The 15,385-nt window shown below is 47.7% G+C and carries 13 protein-coding genes and 1 pseudogene; 7 read left to right on the top strand and 7 right to left on the bottom strand.

Annotated features, from left to right (window positions below; all coding sequences use genetic code 11):
- The first annotated feature begins 361 nt into the window (after positions 1–361).
- Complete coding sequence (locus QF041_RS26405) at positions 362–1,492, top strand: YheC/YheD family endospore coat-associated protein (RefSeq protein ID WP_091020862.1); 1,131 nt, start codon at positions 362–364, stop codon at positions 1,490–1,492.
- Positions 1,493–1,577: 85 nt separating this feature from the next.
- Positions 1,578–2,369 carry an archaetidylserine decarboxylase gene (gene asd, locus QF041_RS26400; protein ID WP_307416224.1) on the top strand — a complete coding sequence of 264 codons (792 nt, stop codon included), beginning with the start codon at positions 1,578–1,580 and terminating at the stop codon, positions 2,367–2,369.
- 347 nt (positions 2,370–2,716) lie between these two features.
- Here asd and QF041_RS26395 read toward each other — a convergent pair whose 3' ends face one another.
- Both QF041_RS26395 and pdxR read right to left on the bottom strand, forming a co-directional pair.
- Positions 2,717–3,502 (bottom strand): AraC family transcriptional regulator, encoded by a 786-nt coding sequence (locus QF041_RS26395; protein ID WP_036605807.1) that lies wholly within the window; start codon positions 3,500–3,502, stop codon positions 2,717–2,719.
- A gap of 178 nt (positions 3,503–3,680) precedes the next feature.
- Entirely contained in the window at positions 3,681–5,138 is a 1,458-nt protein-coding gene (pdxR, locus tag QF041_RS26390; RefSeq protein ID WP_307417058.1) for a MocR-like pyridoxine biosynthesis transcription factor PdxR, read from the bottom strand.
- A gap of 155 nt (positions 5,139–5,293) precedes the next feature.
- Here pdxR and QF041_RS26385 point away from each other — a divergent pair, with 155 nt between their 5' ends.
- The 3 genes from QF041_RS26385 to QF041_RS26375 all read left to right on the top strand — a co-directional run bounded on the left by QF041_RS26385 (position 5,294) and on the right by QF041_RS26375 (position 7,731).
- Positions 5,294–5,911 carry a pyridoxamine 5'-phosphate oxidase family protein gene (locus QF041_RS26385; RefSeq protein ID WP_307416223.1) on the top strand — a complete coding sequence of 206 codons (618 nt, stop codon included), beginning with the start codon at positions 5,294–5,296 and terminating at the stop codon, positions 5,909–5,911.
- A gap of 178 nt (positions 5,912–6,089) precedes the next feature.
- Positions 6,090–7,388 carry an aminotransferase class I/II-fold pyridoxal phosphate-dependent enzyme gene (locus QF041_RS26380; protein WP_307416221.1) on the top strand — a complete coding sequence of 433 codons (1,299 nt, stop codon included), beginning with the start codon at positions 6,090–6,092 and terminating at the stop codon, positions 7,386–7,388.
- A 217-nt stretch (positions 7,389–7,605) separates the two neighbouring features.
- Positions 7,606–7,731, top strand: a complete 126-nt coding sequence (locus QF041_RS26375) for a YjcZ family sporulation protein (protein WP_206759599.1) — start codon at positions 7,606–7,608, stop codon at positions 7,729–7,731.
- A 170-nt stretch (positions 7,732–7,901) separates the two neighbouring features.
- Here the strand turns inward: QF041_RS26375 and QF041_RS26370 are convergent, their stop codons facing one another.
- From QF041_RS26370 to QF041_RS26350, 5 genes are all read right to left on the bottom strand, one after another.
- The gene (locus QF041_RS26370) at positions 7,902–9,119 is read right to left on the bottom strand and encodes an ABC transporter permease (RefSeq protein ID WP_307416218.1); all 1,218 of its coding nucleotides are present in this window, start codon (positions 9,117–9,119) and stop codon (positions 7,902–7,904) included.
- Between the two features lie 2 nt (positions 9,120–9,121).
- Positions 9,122–9,874 carry an ABC transporter ATP-binding protein gene (locus QF041_RS26365; protein WP_036605802.1) on the bottom strand — a complete coding sequence of 251 codons (753 nt, stop codon included), beginning with the start codon at positions 9,872–9,874 and terminating at the stop codon, positions 9,122–9,124.
- 27 nt (positions 9,875–9,901) lie between these two features.
- Positions 9,902–11,275, bottom strand: coding sequence for a DEAD/DEAH box helicase (locus tag QF041_RS26360; protein ID WP_047841268.1), 1,374 nt, complete (start codon positions 11,273–11,275; stop codon positions 9,902–9,904).
- 434 nt (positions 11,276–11,709) lie between these two features.
- Complete coding sequence (locus tag QF041_RS26355; RefSeq protein ID WP_047841269.1) at positions 11,710–12,483, bottom strand: SDR family NAD(P)-dependent oxidoreductase; 774 nt, start codon at positions 12,481–12,483, stop codon at positions 11,710–11,712.
- 56 nt (positions 12,484–12,539) lie between these two features.
- Positions 12,540–12,998, bottom strand: a complete 459-nt coding sequence (locus tag QF041_RS26350; RefSeq protein WP_036605799.1) for a chemotaxis protein CheX — start codon at positions 12,996–12,998, stop codon at positions 12,540–12,542.
- A 456-nt stretch (positions 12,999–13,454) separates the two neighbouring features.
- Here QF041_RS26350 and QF041_RS26345 point away from each other — a divergent pair.
- Positions 13,455–14,358 (top strand): annotated as a pseudogene (locus QF041_RS26345) (LysR family transcriptional regulator).
- Positions 14,359–14,388: 30 nt separating this feature from the next.
- Positions 14,389–15,198, top strand: coding sequence for a histidinol-phosphatase (locus QF041_RS26340; RefSeq protein ID WP_307416217.1), 810 nt, complete (start codon positions 14,389–14,391; stop codon positions 15,196–15,198).
- Positions 15,199–15,385 lie beyond the last annotated feature (187 nt).

Genomic DNA, 15,385 nt, shown 5'->3' with positions numbered 1-15,385 from the left:
CCTCTAACGTTCGTCTCCGGCATCATATGCTTCCATATGGGCATCTGCCACTTCATTTATGACTTTTGCGGATTCCAGAGCACGAATGTACAGGCGTCAAGACAGGAAGGTTCGATGATCTTCGTGGAAATAGGCGTGTCAGGGCAGCAGAGGAAAGGCGGCTGTCCACGCCCCCGTCCCAGTCATATCATAGGATATTATGTCTAGGTCATGTCTGAAAACGCGCTGAGCTAGCACTAGTGCATGGCTATGCATATATACACCGGTCTGCGTTATCGCGATGTCTGAGCCATGCGGTGACAGGCCGGCATTCCATGAATGGACGATCCATGGTCGCGATAACATCGAAGGAGGAACGGTCATGCTCCAAGAAACGATCGGCATTATGTTCGATTCACGCATGTACCGGGGGATACCGGCCGGAAGGACCGGTCAGGAATCACTCGCGAATTATGAACAGGCAGCGGCCAGTTATGGATTAACCCCCTGCTTTTTAAGGCTGGAAGATATTGATTCGGATCAAAAAACATGTCTTGCCTATGTAAAAAAAGAAGGCAGATATGTTCGCGAGCGCATGCCACTGCCCTCCGTCATTCATAACCGCTCACTCCAGCTTCGCCGGACGGAACAGCATCAGATTACCAAGCTGATGTTGCAGGGTATCCAGGTATTCAACGTTCGCAACCGGTACCGTAAAGATCACATTCATGACATGCTTCATCAGGACCTCGCCTTGCGAGAACACTTGCCCCATGCAGTTAAAGCTACGCCAGAGTCTCTGGCCTATATGATGGAACAATATGATGACCTCGTCATCAAACCATGCAGCGGTAGCATCGGTCATGGTATTATGCGAGTCTTTGAGCGAGATGGACAGTGGAAACTAACCTGTGAGACGAAGGCTGCACGCAAAGGGTGGGCTACCTTCCGATTGAGCAAAGGACAGCTTCCTTCCGCCACCCTAAGGCGGATCTTTCGCCATGCCTACCTCATTGAAGAGCGTATCCCACTGGTACGTTATGAGGGCAGGCCAGTAGATTTGCGGGTATCTGTACAACGTGGGGGCGATGGTCTTTGGGGAATAACAGGCATGTTTGCCAAAGCGGCTCCTGCCCATACGTTTGTCAGCAATATCGCCCAGGGCGGTAAAGTCATGAAGCTCGCAGAGGCCCTTGGATTAGGAGAATCTGGCTTCGACCTGGCTCGACTGGAATACAGAATCGGACTCGTTGCACTTCGAATTGCCCAGAACCTGGCAGCCAGTCTGCCACATCTGGCTGATCTGGGTCTTGATCTCGGGATAACGCGCAGCGGCCAGATCTATTTTATTGAATGCAATGGACGGGATCAGCGTTACGGTTTTCGCAAGGCGGGAATGTCGGAACACTGGAAGGCAACGTACAGCAAACCGATGGCTTATGGGCGTCTGCTGCTGGAACAGAATTCGAGGATTCCGAGACAACCGCAGACATACGATAGGAGACTATATTGATTTCGTGTGCATTCTGTGTCAATATTATGCAGAACGGCCGGTCTTGCCGGCCTTGAAGTTCGCATTAACCCTAAGGGGGATATTCATGGCAAAAACGCTGTTGCGATTAATGACCGAGCTTTCTTCGCGCAAATGGATCTCCCGGACTGTGGGAGCCTTCTCCAAAAGCCGGGGAAGTAAGGCATTTATCCCTTATTTTGTCCGGACCTACGACATCCCTGTTCAGGAGGCCGAGAAAGACTGGAAGGAATACCGTTCACTGAACGATTTCTTTACCCGCAAATTAAAGCCGGGCATGCGCCCGTTGGAACTTTCAGAGCATGCACTGATCAGCCCGGTAGATGCCAAGATTACGGCAGCCGGTCCAATATCTGCAGGGACACTCCTGAATGTTAAGGGACAAAATTATACACTTGCTGAATTATTAAACCATTCTCCCCATCTGGAGAAGTACAAGCACGGGTACGGGTTCGTCCTCTATCTCAGCCCTCGCGACTATCACCGCATTCATGCACCTGTCAACGGCCGCAAAATAGAGAGCGAACACATCAAGGGCAAAGTTTATCCCGTGAATGACTTTGGCCTGACCCATATGAGATCCGTGCTTAGTCGAAACGAACGGCTCATTACGTATATCGCACATGATTACGGTGAAGTGGCGGTTGTCAAAGTAGGTGCGATGAACGTGAGTAGCATACAATATGCTGATACGGACACAAGTACCTGGGCACAGGGCGATGATCTGGCCTATTTTGAATTCGGTTCCACCGTTGTTCTGCTGACGCAGAGCGGCACATTCGAACCAAACCCGGGCTTACAGCCAGGCGATTCGGTCAAAATGGGCGCATTGCTTGGTCGTTTGAAACCGAAGAACTAATGAGTCCATACGCAAATAAAGAGGATGGCGCAGCACCTGTAACCAGGTATTGCGCCATCCTCTTTATGCATTCATATTCATCCATGTATACATGCAATACGAAGCTTCGCTCCGTCGTTATTGGTCTGCTGAGTTCTCCTCAAAACCACACATCTTGCAAGTCCTCTGCCGGTTTGAAGCGACGCAGACGGTTCCGGAAAATATTGCATCCCTTCGTAGAGCATCCCCGGTTGCGGACCCGACGTTTTCCGTTCATCACAAGTTCCCCCTTTTGGTCATCTGGAATGCTAGATCATTACCCTTGCGTTCCAGACTTGAAACGGTGTCCTGTTTTTCTCATCAGAATTTTAACGAATCTCGGACGGGCTTTTGCCGGTATATTGCTTGAACTGACGACTGAAGAAGAAAATATCCCGGTAACCCAGAGCATCCGCCACTTCGGTCACATTCATGCCGGTATGCACCAGCAGATGTTCCGCCCGTTCAATACGCATGCGGATAATATAAGATTGCACCGATGATCCCACCAGTTCCTTGAACTTGATCGAGAAGTACCGGGGCGATAAGCCAGCCCGCGCAGCCAGATCTTCCACCCTATGCGTAATCCCCGGATGCTGACGCACATAATTGGCGACCTCCTGGATCACATCGGACAACTGGTTGCTTACCTTTTTCTCCACAGGTTCTTCCGTATCGGCGCGCAGCAAATGAATCATTAATTGCTTCAGAATCAATCGGCTCTCTTCATCACGTCCGTACACATCCGATAAGAACAGTCTTACATAACGTGCCAGCAAGTGCTCAAACTCCACCGTTTCCTGTACCTCGCGATAGGACTGGGGAACATCAGCAACAGGCACGTCCACATCAAAGTGAATATACGTAAGTACCAACGGTTTTTGCTTATTATGTGTTGCAGTAGGATGATCGCCTGGCCTGAACAAAAAACAACTACCCTTGCCAACTTCATATGACTGGTCATTTAGTACAAGCGTTCCTTCACCACTCCATACATAAAATAAATCATAGTTTTGCATCGGTTTTTCCCGTTTCTGCCACTTCCAGCCCGGTTCACAGACAATTTTGGCGACAGCGGGCAAAATAACAAATGATGACGGCGATGCCTGCAGCATGTCGCCACTCCCCCTTGATAGTTAATCTCTCTGCATATGGCATCCTTCTGATCTGAATCTCACTTCTTCAATCCAGGCCATATGTATTTCAGTATCTTGCATCATTAAATACAACTTGCTCATATATGATCTCTGCTCCTACAGGAGCGAAATGTCTTATCCCATTATACAGCGGAACTCACCGAAACGAAAATGTGCACTTCTCCCAGGCTAGCCGCATTCGCCGGATTCCCTCTGTTATCTCTTCTTTCTCCAGATGTGCAAAAGCAAAACAGGCCGCCGGATGACCTGAAGTCAACCGATATCGCTCTGCATCACGGAACAATATGCCATCCTCCTGAGCAAGCTTTTTAAATCGCTGATAACTGTCCACATCGCCATTCCAGGTAGCGTAGATATGCAGTCCTGCATCACCAAGCTGCATCGTGAATGCTTCCGGCAACTGTAGTTCCATCTCTCGGACAAAAAAATCATGCCGTTCCCCGTATAACCGGGTTAACCGTCGTAAGTGCCTCAGGTAACCTCCTCTGGTCATAAACTTCGCCAGTGCGCGCTGCTCCAGCAGTGCGGGAGGTACCGGTTCATACAGCGCCTTGGCGGCAAGGAGAGGTTCTACCAGACCAGGTGGCAGTACGGCATAGCCCAGTCGGAACGAAGCAACCATCGTTTGTGAGAATGAACCAACATAGATGACGCGCTGTTCACGATCAAGCACTTTGAGGGGTTCAATTGGTCTTCCGCCCCATCGGAATTCACTGTCATAATCATCTTCAATGATGACTGCATTCCGCTTTGAGGCCCACGCAAGCAAGGCACGTCTTCTGTCCAATCCCAGCACGGCCCCTGTTGGAAATTGCCGGGTAGGGGTAACAAATAACGTCTGTGCCTCCCAAGGCTGAGGAATAATGCCTGCGGCATCCACCTCTGCCGGGATGATATGCCCACCACAGGACTTGACGGCATGGGCAATGCCCGGATAACCCGGATTCTCCAATACAACTGCTGTATTCTCCGTAATCAGCAATTGAGATAGCAGGGTGATGCCTTGCATTGAACCACTGAATAATACAATCTGAGAGGGTTCAGCCTGGATTCCACGTGTCCATCTGAGATGGGAGGCGATTGCCTCACGCAGCTCCGGATCACCGGCTACACCGCTGGATTCTCGCCAACCACTGCGATGAACCGCAGCGAGTGCACTCCTCCACTCCCCTAACGGGAAATGTTCCGCAGGCATGCGCTGCATTTGAAAATTAATGACGGACGGCTTCGGTGAAGACATCTGAGTCCGCAGGACTTCATGTTGCGTATTCAACCTCTGTACTCGTTCGCCCCAGGGAGACAGCTTGAGAACGGCTTCCTGTTTTTCATTTTCCTGAGTGGATAATGTTTCGGTGACAAATGTACCTCTTCCCCGATGTGCATGGACATAACCATCCGCAAGTAGCATGTCGTATACCTGAGCTACCGAACCACGTGACATCTCATATTGCTTTGCCAACTCACGGGTGGAAGGAAGCCGCGTGCCTCCCACCAATGTACCTGCATGAATGGCATCACGTAACGCATGGTACAATGCCTCATACTTGTATCGATGCTGAAGTTCATAGGTATCCATCGGCAGCCACAATTCCATCATGCACCTCTCTTCATTTGTCTTCATCTGTGATCCCCTACTAATTGGCCTACTAAAGTGAATGTAAATTGGATCTATTTCATTGTCAATGTATGAACTATTGTTATCCATAAGATATGGCGTTCTATTATACATTCAATGATGGGGGAATACACATGAGACGGAAAGAATTCACAGTAGATGAAGAACAGGAAATTACCACATTTCTGGATCAGTGCTCCTTCGGGTTTCTGGGAACGGTCAGCCCGGACGGACAACCACGGGTTACACCGCTGAATTTTGTATATATGGACGGTTGCTTTTATTTTCACGGCAGTCTGGCTGGCGAGAAGATGAAACAGATCAAACAGGATTCGTCGGTCAGTTTCACGGTGGCTGAAGAGTTCTCCCTGATTCCATCTTATTTCAGTGATCCTGAGCTTGCTTGTCCGGCGACTTCTTTCTTCAAAAGTGTTATGGCCTTCGGTGAGGCTGAACCGGTTAAAGATCTGGACATCAAAGGTAAGGTACTGCAACGATTCATGGAGAAACTCCAGCCACAAGGCGGATATGTACCCATTGACGCTACTGACCCGCGTTACACAGGAAACCTCAAAGCTGTAGCCGTAGTCCGAATTATCCCAGAAAAGATCAGTGCCAAATTTAAATTCGGACAAAACCTTTCCAATGAAAGATTCGATCATATTAGTGGTCAGTTAGAACAGCGCAATGAAGGAAGAGATACCGAAACTGCTGAAATGATGCGGAAATACTGTCCATTTCATCAGCAATAAGTTTCATTTTCTGAGGATTACTCCAAGGTTGAATTCAACGATAGCCCACCTAAAAACCTTCTGCAACAACGCGGTAAAGCGATATAACTGTCATATTGCGTAATTTCCGTGACGGGGGCATGTCAAGGTGATATAATGTTAGGCAGTTGAATCACAAAGACTTGGAAGGATGAAAAGAATGAATCCACTGGCTGAACAGTTGAACGAAAGTATTCAGACAGGCAGCAGTCACGTCTACTCCATGCTGTCACAGCTTGGCAAAGAAATTTATTTTCCTAAAGAGGGGATTTTGAGTCAATCTGCTGAAGCAGCAAGCTTGGCCAAGACCCATAATGCCACGATTGGTATCGCCCTGGAGGGTGGTGTGCCGATGCATCTTCAGGTTATTCAGGAGAAGCTGTCTGCATTCCAGCCAAAGGATCTGTATCCTTACGCTCCACCTGCAGGCAAACCTGAATTGCGGACCGTCTGGAGAGACAAGATGCTGAAGGAAACGCCTTCCCTGAAAGGCAAAACGTTTGGTAATCCAATTGTAACCAATGCATTAACCCATGGACTAAGTATCGTAGCCGACCTGTTCGCCGATGAAGGGGACGCTGTCATATATCCGGATAAAAACTGGGAAAATTACGAGCTGACCTTCGGAATTCGTCGTCATGGCCAGTTGGTTCATTATCCCCTGTTCGATGATCAGTTGAACTTCAACAGTGAGGGTCTGCTTCAGGCTTTGCTTGATCAAAAGGACAAAGGTAAAGCGATCGTACTGCTCAACTTCCCGAATAACCCTACAGGTTATACGCCTGGAGCCGAAGAAGCAGATGCAATTGTGAACACGATTCGTCAGGCAGCTGAAGCGGGCGTTAACGTGGTTGCTGTAACAGATGATGCGTACTTCGGACTGTTCTTCGAAGATTCCATTCATGAATCCCTGTTTGGCAAACTTGCCAACATTCATCCACGTGTGTTGACTGTAAAAGTGGATGGTGCAACCAAGGAGGAGTTCGTATGGGGCTTCCGCGTTGGATTCATTACGTATGCCCATGAAGATGCAGCCGTTCTGCATGCATTGGAACAAAAAACTCTCGGTATTATCCGGGCAACGATCTCCAGTGGCCCGCATCCTTCCCAGACTTTTGTACTGGATGCGCTCAAAGCACCGGAGTTTGAAGCACAGAAACAGGAGAAGTTCGAGATTATGAAAGGCCGCGCCAATAAGGTAAAAGCCATTCTCGATAGCGGCAAGTATGGAGATGCATGGGACTATTATCCGTTCAACTCCGGTTACTTCATGTGCCTGAAGCTGAAAGAAGTTGGCGCTGAAGAACTTCGAAGCCATTTGCTGCACAAATATGGTGTGGGTACAATCGCGCTGGGTGAATCGGATCTTCGAATCGCTTTCTCCTGTATTGAAGAATCCGGATTGGAAGATCTGTATGAAACCATCTATCGTGGAGTTCAGGATCTGCGGACGACTTAGTTAACACAGACCTGTACCCTGAATGATATAAGAACCCTTTGTATAACGGCGACGTTTCATGTCTCTGGATATACGAAGGGTTCTTTTGTGTTTTATCTGCCCAAAAGCTTTAATTTCTGGCTTTACCGGGCATCGGCCCAATCAGCCTACCCCAACGGCACATAATATACGATGTACGCAAGGGCGTGCCAAACAACCACTTGAAAGGGGAATGACCATGTCTGGAGTTGAAGATACAAGAGGCGGTTATGGATGCGGCGGTTACGGAGGATTTACTAACACAGGTGCTATTCTCGTTCTGTTCATCTTGCTCGTGATTATCACTAAATCATTCCTCTGTTAGTACCCAATACACACTTGCGCGAGAACCAAGTGATCTGATTGCATGATTCCATCACAGCACAAAGAAGGGTATACCGGGATACAGCCCGGCATACCCTTCTTTTGTTATCTTTTGTACCTCTCACTGATGAACCCAATGTAATAATCCGAGTTGATCAGGTGTCCGATCGTTTACTCGTCTTCTTCTTCCTTCAACCATTTGTTGCCTTGCGAACGCCGCATGATCACAATCACCAGTATACCCAAAATAAGCGCTACTCCGGTGACAGTCAATCCACTTGCTCCGGCAGCCAGCATAGGCAACCACATGAGCAATGCAGCCAGTGCATGCAGATGGAATATGAATCCTAACACCTGAGAACGACGACTTTCTCCCGAGATCGGATAGATCATAATCCAGAACGATTCACTATGACTGCGACGCAGTGCACCAAGCTGTACACCTGCAAGCAACAGGAAGAACAGATACACACCTACACCAAAGTAGCTGCCTGCTGTCCACCAGGACAGTAACATGCCCAGTACAACTAGGCGTAACACGATTGAGAACACTTCGGTTCGAATAAACGTTTTGGTAATCAGATATCGGTAAGCTTTCCCTGCATTCCAGGGAAGACCGCTCCCCCATTTGCTAAGCCAGCGACGCGAACTCACTTTCTGTCCGGATGAAGGTACATCCACAAACCAGCCGAGCGTCCGCATAACCCTGCCAGCCTGACCCTGCTCTACCTGAATCAGTCGTTCCCACGCTACCCGATGTTTCACCGGTATACGCAGGGCGACGATGTAGACCACAGCCAGCAACAGCAGGAACCAGACGCTGCGCTGCGGTGGTTGCCATAACCAGGCGCCAACCGCCAGCACTGCCAGAGCCCATCGCAAGAGACGATATCCTCTTGCTGCCCCAACCTGAACCATTCTTAGCTCTTGCCATGCTCCATAACTGGACAACCCTTTCCACAGCAGCAGGAATACGATGAACCAGCCAAATGGCCGTGCATCCAGATCTGCTCTGACATAAAGCGGCCACAGTGTAACAAACACAAGCAGCAAGCCCAGAATTTTATAGATGATGCCCCGGGCAAAGCTGTTCTTCAAATATTCCTGCATCCGGTATTCCTGTGGTCGCAGGAACACGATATCTGCCGGAAGCAGATATGTACGATAACTGCTAAACAGCACTAGTGGTGCCAGCAGCAGCAATGCAATCCAGCGAATCGGAAATTCCGCCGGAATGTTCTGGACAAACGATGTATACCAGGCGGAGAACGCAATGACGAGAAATAAAAAGACCATAGCTACACCGCTCTGGATCACATAACCCAGATAAGGAAGAATTCCGTTCCAGAATCCTGTGCGTCTTTGCTTCCATAGCAGCTTGAGATCCATGCTCAATCCCTGCCTTGTACGAGGGAATAGAACATGTGCTCCAGCGTGGCATCCGATTCCCCGAATTGGGAGCGCAATTCATTCAGCGTCCCTTGAGCAATAACCTGCCCACGGTGCAGAACGATAAAACGGTCACAGTAATTTTCAATCGTGGACAGAATGTGTGAACTGAGCAGGATGGATGATCCCGAAGCTTTCATCTCCAGCATAAAATCAAGCAAAGAGCGAATACCCAGCGGGTCCAGCCCCAGGAAAGGCTCATCAATGATGTACAATGGTGGTCCTGCCACAAAAGCACACATGATCATGACCTTTTGCCTCATCCCCTTGGACAGGTGAGTCGACAGACTTGTACTTTTCTCATTCATACGGAACAGTTCCAGCAGTTTCTCCGTACGTTGCTTGAAGTCAGCCTCCGACACATTGTACGCTCTTGCCGTAAACTCCAGATGCTCCATCACCGTCATCTCATCATACAGTTCGGGTGATTCCGGCACAAATGCCATGGCCGATTGGTAGATCTGCGCATCCTCGTCCCGCTTCTTGCCCATCACTCGTACTTCGCCCTGTTGAGGTGTCATCAAGCCGAGGATATGTTTCATGGTTGTACTTTTGCCAGCACCGTTTAAGCCGATTAGTCCGACCATCTCTCCACGTCCAACTTCCAGATCGATGCCGTGAAGGACTGGCCGTTTGGCACTATAACCTCCGCTTAACCCGCTGATTTGCAGAACAGGCGATTGAACGTTTTCCATCTATCCCTGCACCCCTTTCGTCAGATTCTATTCTTCGGAGCGTGGCGTTTTATCTTTACTCCACTTGGGTGCTCCCTTGTTTTTACGATCCTGGTCGCGCTCCGTGCGGCCTGTATTGCCCGTTGGTTTGCTACCTGCTGGACGCGAATTGGAGATTGTAGCTCGGGTTCCCCCATTACGATTGCCCTGACCTGGTTTGCGATCTCTGGATTGTCCTGGTTTTCTGGAGAACGAATGTCCCTCAGGCCGTGTGTCCGGACGCGGATCAGCCTCCAGTACTTTACCGCCAAAGAGTACACGTTCTGACAGTTCGATTCCGAGTTCGCGTGCGAATTTACGCATAATAAAGATCTGTGTTTCATCCACAATGGACAAAACGATACCCGAGCGTCCCATCCGGCCTGTACGACCTGCACGGTGAACATAGTGCTCCGAGTCAAAGGCAGGGTCATAGTTAATGACCATTGGCAATCCTTCGATATCCAAACCTCTGGCAGCGACTTCGCTGGCAATCAGCAACTGGAGTTTGCCATTACGGAAGGCAGACAATACGTTACTGCGGGTCACTTTGTCAGCATCCCCATACAGCGCAGCAGCGGACAAGCCCAGATGATTCATTTTTGCTTCAACTTCACCAATATCTTCGGTTGCATTCACAAATACGATTGCCCGATCCGGATTGTACTGTCTGACCAGACGACGCAGCATGTCAATTTTGTTACGGTTTTCTTCTACAAAATAATAATGCTCAAGGCCCGCAGCCGTAGCTCGATCCGGTTCAATTCCGATCTGAACAGGCTCTTTCATCTCACGCTTTGCAAGTCCAGCTGTATGCTCATCAATGGTTGCTGACAGGAAGATCAGCTGACGGTCCCGCAATGCGCTCTTAAGTACAAAGTTCACGTCACTTACACCGCCAAGCTGAAATACCTGATCCGCTTCATCGATAACAATCGTAGAGACGTTGTGCATTTTCAGTTTTTTGAGTGTAATCAATTCCTTCAGTCGTCCCGGTGTACCCACAACCAATTGTGGATGCTCACGCAACTTCTCGATCTGACGTTTAGCCGCTGCGCCACCAATCAGACCCAATACGCCAATCTTACGTTCTTCCGCATAACGCTGCGCTTCACGTACAATTTGCATCGCCAGTTCTTGCGTAGGTGCAATAATGAGTTTCTGCGTGCCTTTGATATCCATTTTGATGGATTGTAACAGTGGCAACAGATATGCCAGCGTTTTTCCTGTTCCCGTCTGGGATTTGGATACGACATCTCGGCCTTCCAAAATAACCGGGATCGTCTGAGCCTGTACAGGTGAAGGTTCGTTAATGCCATGTTTCGCCAAAACGGCCTCCAGATCCTGTTCCACGCCAATTGAAGCAAATGTTTGATTCGTCATGTATGTCCATCCTTTTAATTTATTCATTTTGATGTTATATAAGTTCAACTAATGAATATTTACACTGACACTACGAGGACAGAACAACCTTCCGATCACTGTTATCCCCAGATTTTTTTGATGCCTTTTTTTCAAAAGGAAAAATCCGGGGATAAACACGAAGCATATGCTTCCGATGCAGCTTTCTTTCAGAAAGCTTTTAGCTTCGCTTCTTCAGGTTATTTCTGTCCTCTCCGTTATTGTGTAAAAGTTTAGTTGAACATATAAGTTGCTTGTATATTACCGAAGCCTGTCATCACATTACCTTTCATTATATGCGAAAAAAGCCCGTGTACCAAATCTTATTCCAGAATTGTATGTATACACGCCAAAAAAAAGAAAAGCCCCTCGGCGGAGCCTTTCTTTCATTCCGTATATGATGCCTCGTATCACATTTACTTCTGATTCATTACACCGTGCGACAATCGATCTGCAAGACGCGGAAATAGCTGGTACAGCCATATGCCAGCAGAAGCAAGTCTTGGCAGGTTCACTTCTTCCTTGCGCTTTTTCATCGCCCGAATCATATGACCCGCAACGTCTTCCGGTTTTAACATCATCCAGCGTACATTATTCACATAATTGCCAGAAGGGTCAGCTCGGTGAAAAAATGGTGTATCAATCGGACCTGGATTAATCGTTGTCACCATGACGCCAGTTTTGCGAAGCTCTTGACGCAGCGCATTACTAAATCCGAGTACAGCGTGTTTCGTAGCTGTATAGGAAGCGGATTTGGCCGTACCGATTTTGCCAGCCATGGAGGCCACGTTCACAATCTGACCTTTGCCACGTTCCAGCATTTGTGGAAGCACTGCTTTGGTGCAGCGGACAATGCCCATGTAGTTAACGTCCATCATCTCATCGAATTCCTGTACAGACATCTCTGTCATCGCTGCAAATTTCCCGTAACCTGCATTGTTCAGCAAAATGTCGATTCGTCCGTATTTATGCAATATCGCATCCACAGCTGCCTGAACTTGCTCACTATCCGTAACATCAAGCGTGAGTAATTCATGCGGCCCTTTCAGCGAGGCACCAATCTCTTCCAGCTTGTCCCGTGAACGGGCAGCCAGAATTGGGATGGCTCCTTCTTCTATCAGCATCTGCGCACACAGCGCACCGATACCACTCGATGCACCTGTGATAAACACTACCTGATCTTTCAGCATCCGTGATGTCCTCCCGTATTGAACACATATTGCCTTTTGAGGCGTATGGTTCTATTCTACGAGATCATGACCTGAATATCCATCTCACCAATGCCGTCCATCAGCAAAGGAATGCTCAGTGCTTTCGTTGCACTAAATGTAGTCAGATGTTCGGACTTCATTACTTGTGGAGGTGTAATATCGACAACAACACCCTGGTTTGACAAGATAGTGCTGGCATTACCACTGATCATATTACCCAGTTCCGAAATCGCACTTTTGCTCATTTCATCCATTTCTGTAATGACAAAACCACCCATCATCGCAGATACAATTTTCAATGCAACTTGTTCATTGATTCCAAATACAATGTTTCCGCTAAGTTGTCCGGTCATTCCGATCACGATCCAGACATGGTCTGCAATGTACTCTACATTTTTCACGCCAAGACTCCCGGTGGAAGGCGAAACCTGGATGAGCTGTTCAAATACGTTCCGTGCCGATTCCAGGAAAGGATTAATCACTTCCGCTTTCACTGTCTATGTCCCCCTCGCACTGGGTTATTGGTCACACACCAAAAGTCCCATATTCATTAAATTTATTATACTTTATCACGTACAAGAATTCATTAAGAATTCGTTAAACCATGTGTACTATAATTTATCGTCATCCGTGGGGCAAATGTTTATAGCTGATTCTAGCGAATAAACAGCGCTTTTCACTTCTTCTGAAGAAAGCTTTTCGTTCGTTGTGCGTGGCAAAGGGCATTTAGGACTTTATTACTGCTTTCTCACAACTGTAAAAAAAATCAAATTCTTGTATTCGCGTTTTTTTCACAGTCTCTTGAACTACTTTTGATCCTGATAATTACCTTCATTGCTCTGCTGTCCTGAATCACCTATAATTTAAGATAACGGAACAATAACCAGTTACGGGATTACATACACCAAACACTACATAATCAAGATATTTTGCCTGCAAGGAGGTCACCTATGAACATAAGCCAACTGGAGACACTAATTACCATTTCCAAAACGATGAGCTTTCGCAAAGCGGGAGAACTTCTGAACCTGACCCAGCCTGCCGTTTCGGCCCAGATCAAAAGTCTGGAGGACGAATTCAGCACCGTTCTTGTGGATCGGAACCAACCCGTTACCCTGACAGACCGTGGACAGGTATTCCTGGAGCACGCTGAACGGATGCTCGACATCGTTGATGAGTTAAAACAAAAAATTGTCCGATCTTGATGAAACGCCTCAGGGACGTATCGTATTAGGCACAACAACTTCCATTGCTATTCAGATCTTGCCAAGGGTGTTATCCTATTTCCAAGATCAATTCCCGCTGATCAAAACCAGTATCCAATCCCTTCCTTCATCACAGATCTATACCCAGGTCGAAAATGGTCTGGTTGATATTGGTATCGGTTATCTCACGGAGCGTAATCCCAACCTGAATACATCTGTGCTGTACTATGACACATTTGAACTCGTGGTATCTCCTTCCCATCCGCTGGCAAAGAAAAAACATGCTGCAGTCGATGTGCTCCGGAGTACACCATTGATTCTGCTGTCCCCTGATACAGTAGGACGAAGGTTTACGGAAACGATCTTCAAGAAACATAATATTGAACCTAATATTGTAATGGAGTTGTCGAGCAGCGAAGAAGTGAAACGGATGGTCGAGATTGATCTCGGGGCAGCTGTCATCTCCAAACAATCTGTTGCGCATGAGTTGCGTCAAGGTACATTGCGAATGATACCCTTAAGTGAGCTGGAGGTCAGTCACCCTGTTGGTGTCATCTATAAGTCCAGTCGATACCTTAACTCAGCAATGCAGCAATTCATAAGTGACCTCAAAGGTATGCCGGAAACCCAATTCATCAGTTCAGAATGACAATGAGCCATGAGAAAGGAAGGATTCCATATGAAATTTGATCTTCATACACATCATTTTCGTTGTGGTCACGCAGACGGCAACATCCGCGATTATATAGAGGCTGGTATTAAGGCAGGACTTCAGGCCATCGGTATCTCGGATCATACGCCATACTTTGGCAGTGAGCTTGAGCAGGCATTTCCCCGGATCGCAATGGGCAAGTCGGAATTGCAGCATTATGTGGAAGAAGTCCTTGCTTTGAAAGAAGAGTACGCTGGTAAAATCGATGTACTGCTCGGCATTGAATCCGACTACTTCCCTGCTCATGCAGAATTGTACCGTACCACACTGGGACAGTATCCTTTTGACTATATTATTGGTTCAGTTCATCATACCGAGGATGTGAGTATCTTCAACAAAACCCGGTGGAAAGGACTGAGCGATGCTCGCAAAGTTGAAGTGAAAGAGAGTTATTATTCATTAATCCGGGAATCGGCGCGTAGCGGTATGTTCCAGATTCTTGGACACATTGATGCGATGAAAGGAAACTATCCACCTTTCTCCGAAATTATCGCTGATCAGGCCATTGATGAAACGTTGCAGGTCATTGCAGAATCCAACGTAGCGATTGAAATTAACACATCTGGCAAAACCAAACTTAGCGGTGGATGGTACCCATCAGATGCCATTCTGGAACGGGCCCATCATTATGGAGTGAAGGTGACATTTGGATCGGACGCTCATAAACCACAGCGGGTTGCAGACGAGCTGGATGACGTTCGTACACGTCTCAAGGAGATCGGATTCACCGACTGGGTATACTTCAAGCAGAAACAGATGCAGATTGTATCACTGTAAAAAATATAGAACCACAGAGAAACCCCCACAGCGTGAACAAGCGCAGTGGGGGTTTTGGGTTTAACTCTAAATAAAAAATATTATATAAGTTCAACTGAACATTTACACAATAACGGAGAGGACAGAAATAACCAGAAGAAACGAAGTGTTCGCCTAAAAGCTTTCTGAAAGAAAGCTGCATCGGAAG

It is taken from the genome of Paenibacillus sp. W2I17, from assembly GCF_030815985.1.
In the GTDB taxonomy this organism is placed as follows: Bacteria; Bacillota; Bacilli; order Paenibacillales; family Paenibacillaceae; genus Paenibacillus.
This window is presented reverse-complemented; position numbering and strand designations above follow the sequence as displayed.

Bases quoted from the DNA above. Each gene is read 5' to 3' on its own strand.
- QF041_RS26375 (WP_206759599.1), top strand. From the start codon at position 7,606: ATGTCTGGAGTTGAAGATACAAGAGGCGGTTATGGATGCGGCGGTTAC.
- QF041_RS26340 (WP_307416217.1), top strand. From the start codon at position 14,389: ATGAAATTTGATCTTCATACACATCATTTTCGTTGTGGTCACGCAGAC.
- asd (WP_307416224.1), top strand. From the start codon at position 1,578: ATGGCAAAAACGCTGTTGCGATTAATGACCGAGCTTTCTTCGCGCAAA.
- QF041_RS26395 (WP_036605807.1), bottom strand. From the start codon at position 3,502: ATGCTGCAGGCATCGCCGTCATCATTTGTTATTTTGCCCGCTGTCGCC.
- QF041_RS26365 (WP_036605802.1), bottom strand. From the start codon at position 9,874: ATGGAAAACGTTCAATCGCCTGTTCTGCAAATCAGCGGGTTAAGCGGA.
- QF041_RS26370 (WP_307416218.1), bottom strand. From the start codon at position 9,119: ATGGATCTCAAGCTGCTATGGAAGCAAAGACGCACAGGATTCTGGAAC.
- QF041_RS26355 (WP_047841269.1), bottom strand. From the start codon at position 12,483: ATGCTGAAAGATCAGGTAGTGTTTATCACAGGTGCATCGAGTGGTATC.
- QF041_RS26405 (WP_091020862.1), top strand. From the start codon at position 362: ATGCTCCAAGAAACGATCGGCATTATGTTCGATTCACGCATGTACCGG.
- QF041_RS26360 (WP_047841268.1), bottom strand. From the start codon at position 11,275: ATGACGAATCAAACATTTGCTTCAATTGGCGTGGAACAGGATCTGGAG.
- QF041_RS26380 (WP_307416221.1), top strand. From the start codon at position 6,090: ATGAATCCACTGGCTGAACAGTTGAACGAAAGTATTCAGACAGGCAGC.
- pdxR (WP_307417058.1), bottom strand. From the start codon at position 5,138: ATGGAATTGTGGCTGCCGATGGATACCTATGAACTTCAGCATCGATAC.
- QF041_RS26385 (WP_307416223.1), top strand. From the start codon at position 5,294: ATGAGACGGAAAGAATTCACAGTAGATGAAGAACAGGAAATTACCACA.